The 11,595-nt window shown below is 59.9% G+C and carries 8 protein-coding genes and 1 tRNA gene; 6 read left to right on the top strand and 3 right to left on the bottom strand.

Going from position 1 to position 11,595, the window contains the following annotated elements:
* Window positions 1-6: 6 nt before the first annotated feature.
* Window positions 7-1,089, top strand: coding sequence for a potassium channel family protein (locus ACWXWJ_RS03500; protein ID WP_293790809.1), 1,083 nt, complete (start codon window positions 7-9; stop codon window positions 1,087-1,089).
* A gap of 8 nt (window positions 1,090-1,097) precedes the next feature.
* Complete coding sequence (locus ACWXWJ_RS03495; protein ID WP_473963565.1) at window positions 1,098-3,185, top strand: ATP-dependent DNA helicase UvrD2; 2,088 nt, start codon at window positions 1,098-1,100, stop codon at window positions 3,183-3,185.
* 19 nt (window positions 3,186-3,204) lie between these two features.
* Here the strand turns inward: ACWXWJ_RS03495 and ACWXWJ_RS03490 are convergent, their stop codons facing one another.
* The gene (locus ACWXWJ_RS03490) at window positions 3,205-4,086 is read right to left on the bottom strand and encodes a hypothetical protein (protein ID WP_034977652.1); all 882 of its coding nucleotides are present in this window, start codon (window positions 4,084-4,086) and stop codon (window positions 3,205-3,207) included.
* Window positions 4,087-4,217: 131 nt separating this feature from the next.
* Between ACWXWJ_RS03490 and ACWXWJ_RS03485 the strand changes: the two genes are divergently transcribed.
* Entirely contained in the window at window positions 4,218-4,817 is a 600-nt protein-coding gene (locus tag ACWXWJ_RS03485) for a M48 metallopeptidase family protein (RefSeq protein WP_034977651.1), read from the top strand.
* Here ACWXWJ_RS03485 and ACWXWJ_RS03480 read toward each other — a convergent pair whose 3' ends face one another.
* Entirely contained in the window at window positions 4,818-6,314 is a 1,497-nt protein-coding gene (locus tag ACWXWJ_RS03480) for a zinc-dependent metalloprotease (protein WP_034977648.1), read from the bottom strand.
* 150 nt (window positions 6,315-6,464) lie between these two features.
* Between ACWXWJ_RS03480 and ACWXWJ_RS03475 the strand changes: the two genes are divergently transcribed.
* Window positions 6,465-7,544 (top strand): YlbL family protein, encoded by a 1,080-nt coding sequence (locus ACWXWJ_RS03475; protein WP_473963564.1) that lies wholly within the window; start codon window positions 6,465-6,467, stop codon window positions 7,542-7,544.
* 20 nt (window positions 7,545-7,564) lie between these two features.
* On the opposite strand, the gene ACWXWJ_RS03470 is transcribed toward ACWXWJ_RS03475, so the two are convergent.
* Window positions 7,565-8,125, bottom strand: a complete 561-nt coding sequence (locus ACWXWJ_RS03470; RefSeq protein ID WP_034977643.1) for a PPA1309 family protein — start codon at window positions 8,123-8,125, stop codon at window positions 7,565-7,567.
* Between the two features lie 156 nt (window positions 8,126-8,281).
* Between ACWXWJ_RS03470 and ACWXWJ_RS03465 the strand changes: the two genes are divergently transcribed.
* Window positions 8,282-11,347 (top strand): UPF0182 family protein, encoded by a 3,066-nt coding sequence (locus ACWXWJ_RS03465; protein ID WP_473963563.1) that lies wholly within the window; start codon window positions 8,282-8,284, stop codon window positions 11,345-11,347.
* Between the two features lie 97 nt (window positions 11,348-11,444).
* Window positions 11,445-11,521: transfer RNA gene (locus ACWXWJ_RS03460), tRNA-Met, on the top strand.
* Window positions 11,522-11,595 lie beyond the last annotated feature (74 nt).

Raw genomic sequence — 11,595 nt, 5'->3', positions numbered from 1 at the left:
ATGTAGATGAAGTACCGGCTGCGCGAACGCTTTAGCGCCGACGATGAGGTCGATGAGCTACCGCCGCATGCGCTACTCAATATCGTCCACATTCCAACATCGGTGGCGCAAAGCCCCTGGTGGCTCATCATTCGGCGCATGTTCTACGCCTTCTTGCTCGTGTTCTTCGTTGCTGGACTGGCTTATGTCGACCGTGATGCCTACGAAGGTATGGAAACCTTCATAGACGCGCTGTATTACTCCTCGGTGTCTCTGTCGACAACCGGCTACGGCGATGTATCACCGCAGACCCAAAACGCTCGTCTCGTCAACACACTGATCGTTACCCCGGCTCGCCTGGTGTTCCTGGTGTTGTTGGTCGGCACCACGTTGTCAGTGCTCACCGAAGAGTCTCGTAAAACGCTTGTCATCCGCCGTTGGAGGAAGAAAATGCGCAACCACACCATCGTCATCGGCTACGGCACCAAGGGGCGCTCCGCCATTGCAGCGCTCTTGGCTGACGGCGTATCGCCATCGCAGATCGTTGTCGTGGATACGGATCGGGAGGTACTGGACCAGGCCTCGGCACAGGGGTTGGTCACCGTGCAGGGCTCGGCGACCCGCTCCGACGTGTTGAAGCTCGCAGGTGTGAACCGTGCCCGTGCCGTTGTCGTCGCGCCCAACCAGGACGATACGGCTGTGCTGATTACCTTGTCCGTGCGTGAGATTGCACCTTCGGCCACCATTGTGGCCAGTGTCCGTGAATCGGATAACTCGCACCTGTTGCGCCAATCCGGTGCGGATTCCGTGGTGGTTTCCTCCGAGACTGCTGGCCGCCTGATGGGACTGGCTACCGTTACACCGTCCGTGACGGAAATGATGGAGGATCTGCTGTCACCGGATGAAGGATTCTCCATTGCCGAGCGTCTCGTCAGCGAGGAAGAAGTCGGCGGTAATCCCCGCGTACTGGAAGACGTCGTGCTGGGTGTAGTGCGCTCCGGCGAGCTATACCGCATTGATTCCTCCGAGGCAGAGACCATCGAGCCTGGAGACCGCGTACTTTATGTGCGTTCCAACCCTGGCGCCGACGAGATCCCAGGCGCAAAGTAGGGATATTTGTGAGCTCCCTGCTGGACGGACTGGATCCGGAACAGGCTAAGGCTGCCTCCGCCCCGCGCGGACCTGTGAGCATCATCGCCGGCGCCGGAACCGGTAAAACCCGCACCATTACCCACCGCATTGCGCACCTAGTCGACGGCGGTTTTGTTAACCCCGACCATGTTCTGGCCGTTACCTTCACCGCCCGCGCCGCTGCAGAATTACGCGAGCGCCTAGCGCTGATGAACATCCCCAAAGTGCAGGCCAAGACTTTCCACGCTGCGGCACTGCGACAGCTGAAGTACTTCTGGCCCGCCTATGCGGGTGATCTGCCCTGGGCATTGTTGGATAACAAGTTCCGCGTTGTCTCCCGTGCCGCCCGCGCAGTTGGCGTCGAGACCAGCACCGCCATGCTAGCGGACCTCATCGGGGAAATCGAGTGGGCAAAGTCCTCCCTGATCAGTGCGGAGGACTATCCGGATTATGTAGAGCCGCGTCGCCGCGATTGCCCGGAGGATCCGCAGACCTTCGTCAAGGTGTTTCAGGGGTACGAAAGACTCAAGACCACGCCCGAGGGTATGCTGCTGGACTTCGACGACCTGTTGCTACATATGGCAGCGGCCATTGAGTCGAATGTCGGCATCGCAGATGAGTTCCGCTCTCGCTACCGGACTTTTGTCGTCGATGAGTATCAGGACGTCACGCCGTTGCAACAGCGCGTTCTCGACGCTTGGGTAGGTGACCGCGATGACCTCACAGTGGTGGGGGATGCCAACCAGACGATCTACAGCTTCAACGGCGCAACCCCGGAATATCTGCTGGACTTCACCACCAAATACCCAGAATCCACCACTGTCCGCCTGCATCGCGACTACCGCTCCACCCCGCAGGTTGTAGATCTTGCTAATAGCGTGATTGGCAAAGCGAAGGGGCGCGTGGCGGGCACTCGGCTGAAGCTGGAAGGCCAACGCCCCGCCGGACCTGTCCCGGAGTTCCACGAATACCCGGACGAGCCTGCGGAAGCAGCGGCGGTGGTCAAGGAAATTCAGACCCTCATCAAAAAGGGCGTGGAACCGGCGAACATTGCGATTCTGTACCGCATCAATTCGCAATCTGCGAACTACGAATACGAGCTTGAGCAGGCCGGAATTGGTTACCAAGTCAAGGGCGGAGAAGGCTTCTTTAAGCGTGCGGAAATCCGCGAGGGTATGAATGCGATCATCGCCGCGGCCAAGAAATACGACCCAGACCCCGAAGATGTGCCAGATGCTATCCGCGCCGCTTTGGTACCCGTCGGCTTGACGTCCACGGAGCCCGCGGGTTCCCAGGAGCGTGCTCGATGGCAATCCCTGCAAGCACTTTTTGATCTGGTCAAGGAGATCACCTCCACTGCCGCGGAACCTTTAAGCATGCAGGGAGTGGTTGCGCTGCTTAAGGAGCGCATGAGTGCTAAGAACCCGCCGAAGTTCCAGGGCGTGACCCTCGCCAGCATTCACGCCGCAAAGGGTTTGGAGTGGGATGCGGTGTTCCTCGTTGGCCTAAATGAAGGCACATTGCCGATTCGCCACGCCCTGAAAGGGGCGGGCTCGGAAGAGGCAATCGAGGAGGAGCGTCGCCTGTTCTACGTCGGTATCACTCGTGCGCGTGAGCACCTGCACCTCAGTTGGGCGTTGGCCAGGCAGGAAGGCTCTACATCGAACCGACGCCGCACGCGCTTCCTTGACGGGTTGGTACCACAGGAGGAGGCCATGGCGGCGCAGCGCCGCGAGGGCAACCGAACCCGGGAGCGCCTCGGCGCGCCCAAGAATGCCTGTGTTATCTGCGGCACTCGTTTGGGAAGCCCGGAGCTGAAGATTCTTGGCCGTTGCGGCGAGCACGCCCCGGAAACCGACCACCTCCTGCTCACCGAACTGCGGGAATGGCGTACTACTCAGGCTAAGGACAAGGCTGTGCCGGCGTATGTCATCTTTACTGACGCCACGTTGCGTGCCATCGCCGAACAACTTCCCACTACGGCTGACCAATTGGTGGCGGTGCCGGGCATTGGTCCGGTGAAGGTCAAGGAATTTGGCGAGGACGTGCTGGCGATCGTCAGCAACTACGCCTGAGTCAGCCTGACCCAGCCGATTAGCTCCGTACCGCTCGACAAGACAGACAGCTGTCGTTGAAAGGCACTTGATAGGTGCGCACTGCGCCACTGGCGAAATCCACGAGGCGCCGCTGGCTAAGGACCTCTGGGATCTCCGGGGCCGCGGGAATTTCCTCCTGCTGCAGTCGCGCCATTCGCCGCTCGCGCACGTACGCCCGGTGCGCGCGCCACCAGGGCAATACGTGTTCGTTGAGCATCATCGCCAGCTGTGTAGAGGCCGCTTGGACCAAGTGCCGTTCCGTACTTCCGGGACGCCCTGTTGCCTGCAGACGTACCCCACGCCAACCGTCGTCGATCTGCCCGTAGTAGCTATCCATACAAGCCAGGCAGGGAGTAACTCCTGGCACCACTAATGGTCCCAACACATTCCGACCATCCACGATCCCGGCTGGGTAGTGGGCTACGCGGTTGACCATAAGCGCATGCTGCACGTCCGGGGTGGGGAACACTGCTCCGGGGAGGACGATGAGCGACCGTCGTGCTTCGCTGGGTGCGGAGGTAATGCGAAAACTCAAACCCAGCGCTTCTAAAACAGGCTCTAATCTCTCGCTGGACACGCCGGACGCGAGCACGTGGAAGTCCACGTCCGCCTGCGATGGGCGCAGTATCTCTGCCCGCACCATCTCGGAGAGAATCAGCCGGGCATCTTCCTCGTCTACTCCGCAGTAGCCCAGTTTCTGGTGCAGCTCGTCGAAACCGATCCCGCTACGGGCAAGGGCAAAAACGTGCGCAACCTGGCTCGGATTCACGCTTTTCGGCAGCGGCAGGATCATAGATTCGTGCGGCAGCACGCCGAATTGCAGGCCGATCGTAGGCCTTGCCAGGATGGCTGTACTCGCCGGCAGGTTAAGCTTTAGCATGATTGCATTCCCCAAAATCCCCTCTACAACCCCTCTGTAAAGACCCCTCGCACCGCGTGCTCCCCACGCGCTGTGATTCGCCTCTCACCCTAGCAGGGAGGCATAGTCCTCGCAGGTGGAAAGGATAATCCGTGGTTTCCTCCTACCGCCACCGGGCGCTTGACCCGCAGCAGCTGGCTCGTGATGTGGAGGCAGAGCTCGCCCGCCAGCTCCAGGCAGGAGCCGAACCAAACCGAGTGCCGCCTGTCACCTTCCGGCTATCCGCTAGGCGCAAGAAAACCGTTGCAGTGCGGGAAGAAGGCAATGGGTTTTTGGTCATGGCTCCCGCGGCCATCGGAGAAGCCGAACTGCGCAGCATTAGCGTGGAGCTGCTCGGAAAGGCGCTGAAGAGTAGGCGTCATGCCCTAGGCAACGACGATCTTGCCGACCGCGCGCGGGAGCTAAACCGCAAGTACCTCGGTGGGCGGGCAACGATCGGCGAGATCAAGTTCGTGACGAACATGAACACGCGCTGGGGCAGCTGTTCGGTGCAGTCCAAGCGCATCCGGATTTCGCATTACCTGCAGGACGTGCCGGGCTATGTGCTGGATGCGGTGATTATCCACGAGCTGATTCATACTTTTGTGCCGAATCACGGCCCGGAGTTTCACCGCTGGGAGGCGCACACCCCGCAGCTGGAGAAAGCACAGGGGTACTTGGAGGCTTTCAAGCGCTGGGGGATGCGCGATTAGCTAGTCCTCGGGGGTATCGGTGGTGTCGTCACCGTTGTCGCGCTTTTCATTGAGCTCCCGCTCGAGTTTTTCGATCTCGCTAATGGGGTTGAAATCCTCCATCTCGTCCTCGTCGAACGCGATGTTGCTGATGAAAGCTGCCGGGTTGTCGAGGTCGGACGCGACCGGAAGGAAGTCCGGGTGATCCCACACTCCGTCGCGCTTTTTGACGCCCACCGCATCATCCAGCTTGCGCCACAGCTCGACTGCCTCGTTTGCCTTCGGAGCGGTGAAGCTAATTCCGAGGGCCTTAGTCAGATTGTCCATGGCAGGGGAGCCGTTGTTGCGGAACTCCGACCACGCGGCGTTGATCATGGCTGCGGCAGGGATGCGGGAGTCCAAGGCAACACCCGTCACATAATCCACCCACCCCTCGATCAGCGACAGGCTCGTCTCCAGGCGCTCACGGGCATGGACATTGGACGAAACGACTTGTGGGGAAAGATCCTGCCCCTGCATGCGTTCCATCATTTCCTGCATCTTCGCCGGGTCGTTAAGGGATTCTGGGGTGAACTCGCCGGTGGCTTCCTCGATGGCGGAGTAGTCCAGCGATAGCCCGGCCGCGAACTCTTCGACATCCAGGATCAGACGTTCCACCAGCCACGGGACGTGCTTGAACAAACGTAGGTGCGCGGCTTCGCGCGCGGCCAGATAGATCAGCGCTTCGCGGGGCTCGCAGCCCAGCTTCTTGGCCATGACGTCGAGGTGTTCGGTGGCGATGGCTGCCGTCTCGCCCTGCGCCAGGGGTACGCCCCACTGGGTGGAAAGCACCACGTCGGTGGCCATCTCGCCGAGGGTATTACCCAGCTGCACGCCGAAATTCATAGCGTTGATCTGCTTCATCATGCCGGCGAGCGGGCCAAGCTGGCTGCGCATCTCCTCCGGCACACCGCCGAGTGCAGCATCGCTTAGCTTGTCGGCCAGTGGGGTCACCACACGCTTCCATGTTTCGAAGGTCTCATCCAGCCATTGCGCCGGGCCGAAGGCCACAGAGCCGGACGCGCCTGCGGGCAGGATAGTGGCTTCGTCTAGCCACAATTCAGCAAGGCGGACCGAATCTGCCACGGCTTGAGAATCGTTGTGGGTCGGACGAGTGTCCTTACGGGTGGCTGCAATGCGCTGGCGGGCGGTGCGCTTGGCCATCGCATAGTTCACCGGCCCTTTGCCCTCGGAACTGTTCATGTCCGAGCCGAAACCGGAGAGCATGGAACCGAACTGGTTCAGGATGTCCCCCAGATTGCCCGCGCCAGCTCCTGGACCCATGCCGCCTGCACCCGTGCCACTGGTGCCGCCGCCCATCGGGCCGCCAAAAAAGAAGCCGAACGGGTTGTTTTCGTTCCCGTTGTTCTCGTTATTGCGGTCCTGATCACGATCCCGATCACGATCCCGGTCGTGATCCTTGTCGCCATCGTCATCGGAGTTGTGCGAGCCGTGGAAGCCAAAGCCGAATTTACTCATGTACCCCACCGTACCGACTCTCTCAGTGCGGAAACGACCCCGAAAGCCCGTTATGGTGCTATTTCCCGTGTGCTGATAGCGAACAGAGCGGTCGGGGTGCTTTGGCGGTGGTGGCCAACCTCGTCGGGGGATGCATGTAAAGTTAGGCGGGTGAAATTCTGGAACAGGCGAAATCGCACTATCGTCGTGGGCGTAGTGCCCGTCGTGGCGGTGCTTTCCCTCATCGGTCTGCCCTCGATTCCCGGCACCAACATCAACATCACCGTTCCCTATGCCGCCGAGGGCAACGGGCCGACGTTTAACACGCTGGGGCAGGTCGACGGTCGCGACGTTGTGGACATTACGGGCGCAAAAACCCATCCGACGAGCGGGAACCTGAACATGACTACCGTGTCGGTGCGGACAAATATGACGCTCCCGCAGGCTCTTAAACGATGGGCCACGACCGACGACACCCTGGTTCCAATCGAGCACGTTTTCCCCTCCGGAAAGTCCTCGGAGGAAGTACAGCGCCAAAATGCCGCAGCGTTCTCCAGCTCGGAATCCAATGCCACCATTTCGGCTATGAATCATTTGCATAAGCCGCTGGAAACCATGGTGATGGAGGTGACCGAAGATTCTCCGGCGCAGGGGAAGATCGAAGTCAACGACATCGTCACCAAGGTCAACGGGGAAGAAGTCAAGCTCCCCAATGAGCTGTCGGACAAGGTCAAGGACCAAAAGCCAGGCGATGAGGTGACGATCACCGTCAAGCGTCAGGGCAATGAAAAGGACGTGAAGGTCACCCTTGGTGAGCTGCCGAAGGAGCTGCGCGCCGAACACCCGGAGGGTACCGCGTTTCTCGGAGTGGCAACTGTGGCCCAGCCGGGCGGTGACATCAAGGTGCAATACAACCTCACCGATATTGGCGGCCCTTCCGCCGGTCTGATGTTCTCTTTGGCGGTGGTAGACAAGCTATCGCCCGAGGAAATCACAGACGGTAAGTTCGTCGCTGGTACTGGCACTATCGACGCCGCAGGCAAGGTTGGCCCGATCGGCGGCATCACTCACAAGATCGCCGCCGCCAAGGAAGCCGGCGCAGAGGTGTTCCTCGTACCGGAAAAGAACTGTGCAGAGGCGGTCCACGAGCCGCCTGAGGGAATCACCCTGCTTAAGGTCGACACGTTGGATGACGCCATCAGCGATCTCAAGGATTACAACGAAGGCAAGCAGGCCGATACCTGCAAGTAGCCGGTAACGTGTGCGGGGGTTTACTCGTCTGCCTCGAAAGTCGCGCGAAGTGTGTGGATCACGCCGGGGGCGATGTCATCGCCGCCGAGTAGCTGCACCTTGTCTTGGCCGAAAGGATCGGCCTCCAGCTCTTCTTCGCTGGGGCGTAGCTGGATAAGGGAACGCTCGGGGCCGGAAAAGTCGGCGTCACAAAGAACTCCGCTAAACAGGCGAGCCTGACGCGGGGCAGGGTCGGCGCCGGGGGCGGCGTTGGAGAAAGTGATTTCCTGAGCCAGGATCGCACCGACGACCGGGGCGGGCCAGCGGATAGTGGCGAGGAATTGGCCAAGCTCTTCACTACCGGGGCGAATGTGCTCCGGAATATCCTCCTGAACGACGAGTGCGAGGGGATTGGATGGAGCCTCGTCATCGAAGGCCTGCGGAGCCGCGTCGGCGATCAACGTGGCGGGGACCAGTGCAAAAAGAGTGGCAGGCCGATCCCATCCCTCTGCCTGTACAAAGTCCACGGCCTCGCGCAGAGCAGCGTTGAGCACGCGCTCGTCCTGCAGGTCGACGGAGTGGGAGGGATTGGAAGAGGTCATGCGGACAGCCTTTCTCAAAGTTACGTTGTGGGTAGGGGACGGAACTGGGATTTGTTATGACGCTGTAAGAATTGTACGTATCCTTGTGGAAACATCGCGATCAGCGACAGATACAGGCGCGATTAGCAGGAGAGTAACAAAGCCTTGAGCACGCCCATGCCACCGTCTTCGGGGCGACCGAAGCAGCAGTTCCCATCCGTTCCAGTGTCGAGCAGGCGCTCGAAGATACTGGGCATTGCGGTGGCGATTATCGCCATCGCCGTGTTCATCATCCCGGTGGTGGTGAGCGTCTACACGGACTTTGCCTGGTTCCGCAGCGTGGAGTATCAGGGTGTGTTCCAGAACGTGATTGTCACGCGTGCAGCGCTGTTTGTGATCTTCGGCCTGATTGGTGCGCTGATCTCTTGGCTGGCTGCGTTCTTGGCCTATAGGGCGCGGCCGGACGAGATCGACTCGCTGGGAACGTCCTCGCCCCTGGCGGAGTACCGTCCGCTGATCCGGCGCAATATGCGGCCATTCCTGGTGGGTATTCCACTGTTCGTCGGCGTGATCACCGGCATAATCGTGCAATCGAATTGGCGCTCTGTGCTGTTGTTCTTGAATGGCTCTCACTTCGGCGTGCGCGATCCGCAGTTCAATATGGATCTCGGTTTCTACGCATTTAACCTGCCCTTCCTGCAGCTGCTGATCTCTACCTTTAGTGTGCTGCTGATCCTGGCTTTCGTTCTTAACGGCGTTGGCCACTACCTGCTGGGTTCCATCACTACGGGCAATCCGCGGGTGGGGGAGAAGGCCTCTATTTCTGTCCACGCCCGTCGCCAGCTGGCCATCATCGCGGGTGCGTGGATGTTGCTGAAGGCTGTGGGGTACTGGTTTGACCGCTATAGCCTGCTGACCCGCTCGCACGATACTTTCACCGGTGCGTCGTACACGGATATCAACGCGGTGCTGCCGGCACAGATCGTGCTGCTGGTGATCTCCATCTTCGTGGCTGCCATGTTCTTCATCACCATTGTGCTGCGGGATCTACGAATCCCGGCGCTGGCTGTGGCGCTGATGGTGGGTTCGTCGCTGACCGTGGGCTTCGCCTGGCCCGCGCTACTAGAGCAGTTCTCCGTGAACCCGAACCGTGCGGAAAAAGAGCGCGAGTACATTGCCCGCAATATCGAGGCCACCCGTTTCGCCTATGGCATCGGTGACGACAAGGTGACCTACGACCGCGACTGGGGTTCGTCAGGCGATGCAGCGTCTAAGGAGCAGAAGAAGGCCGTCGCCGACGATTCCGCTACTTTGTCCAACGTGCGTCTCCTGGATCCGGAGGTACTGACTCCGACGTTTACCCAGCAACAGCAGCTGCGTAATTTCTATGGTTTCCCGGATGAGCTGGCCATTGACCGCTACAAGGTCGATGGCAAGATGCGCGATTTCGTGGTTGCTGCCCGCGAGTTGAACCCGAATACCCTGGATGGCAACCAAAACGACTGGATTAACCGCCACACGGTGTACACACACGGCAATGGCTTTGTGGCGGCGCCGGCCCGCAAGGTGGATGAGGTCGCTCGCGATGTCGGCTCGGCCCGCGGTGGCTACCCGGTGTACACGGTCGCGGATCTGCAGTCCATGGAGTCCGGTAAGCAGGGCGGCGAGCTGAAGCTGGATGTAAAGCAGCCGCGTATTTACTTCGGTCCGGTCATTGCCTCGTCGAAGCAGAGCAATGCTGACTATGCGATCGTTGGTAACACCGAGGGTGAGCCGCTGGAGTACGATACCGACGCCTCGAACTACTCCTACACCGGCACCGGTGGTGTGGACGTGTCGAACTACTTCAACCGTCTGATGTTCTCGGCTCACTTCGAGTCGATGAACATGCTGCTGACTGACCGCATCGGCAAGGGGGCGAAGATCCTCTATGAGCGCGATCCGCGCGAGCGTGTGCACAAGGTGGCGCCGTGGTTGACCACCGATTCCAAGACCTACCCGGTTGTGATTGACGGCCGTGTGAAGTGGGTTGTAGACGGGTACACCACGCTGAATAATCTTCCCTACTCCGAGCGCATTGGGCTCACTGATTCTACTGCTGACGCCATTAATCCCGATGGCGTGAGCGAGTCCCAGGTGGTCGACAACGAGGTTGGCTACATTCGCAATTCTGTGAAGGCTGTGGTGGATGCCTATGACGGCAGCGTGGACCTGTACGCCTTCGATGAATCGGATCCGGTGCTGAAGGCGTGGCGGGGCGCGTTCCCGGGTGTGGTGAAGCCGCGTTCGGAGATCAGTAAGGAGCTGGAGGATCACCTGCGCTACCCGGAGGATATGTTCAAGGTGCAGCGCGAGCTGATCGCTAAGTACCACGTTTCCGACCCAGGCGTGTTCTTCCAAAACGACTCGTTCTGGTCGGTGCCGACGGATCCGACGGCACCGCAGGATCGACAGGACAATGCGCAGCCTCCGTACTACGTAGTGGCGGCGGATCCGAAGACGAATAAGCCTTCTTTCCAGCTGATTACTCCGTTCCGTGGTCTGCGTCGTGAGTTCCTGGCTGCACACATGTCGGTGAGCTCCGATCCGGATAACTACGGCAAGATCAGCGTGCGGGTGCTGCCGACGGGCACTCAGACGCTGGGCCCGAACCAGGCGCAGGACACCATGATGTCCTCCGACGAGATCGCCCGCGAACGCACCCTGCTGAAGGGTACGAATGACCTGACCAACGGCAACCTGTTGACACTGCCGGTGGGCGACGGGCAGATTCTGTACGTCGAGCCGGTCTACTCGCAGCGCAGTGGGCAGGATTCCGCTTTCCCGAAGTTGTTGCGCGTGCTGGTGAGCTACAACGGTCAGGTGGGTTACGCGCCGACTATTGCCGAGGCGCTGAGCCAGGTGGGCATTAACACGTCCTCCACTACGGATATCCGCGAGATCGACGGTTCTGTGGTTGACCCGGGCAAGGATAAGGACAAGAAAAAGTCCAAGGACGAAGACAAGAGCAACGCTGACGGCAAGGACAGCGGCAGCAACGACGACAAGGATTCCAACGCGAAGGGTGCAGCGGGTAAGACGGACAAGACCGACGGCAAGGGCACTGATACGTCTCCGGAGCAGCGTGTGCGCGATGCTATGGACAAGGTGAACAAGACTCGCGAGTCCGGTTCCTTCGAGGAGTTCGGTAAGGCGCTGGACGAACTGGATAAGGCGGTTCAGGATCTGCAGTCGGATCGTTAAAGCGAAAGTGAAACCGTCTGTGACCAGGCGATTTCACTTTATCCACGGTCTGCGTTACAGTAGTGGAGTCGCTGACGCGGTAGCGTTAAGCACTCGTCGCGGGGTGGAGCAGCTCGGTAGCTCGCTGGGCTCATAACCCAGAGGTCGTAGGTTCGAATCCTGCCCCCGCTACCAATAGCGCCCTTCCTCTAGCTTTCACGTTAGAGGAGGGCGCTTCTTTTTGTCTCCTGGATATATGCGGGGGTTAG

This window comes from Corynebacterium sp. p3-SID1761 (assembly GCF_055862885.1).
Note: the sequence above shows the minus strand (reverse complement) of the source record. Positions and strands in the feature narration are given on the sequence as shown.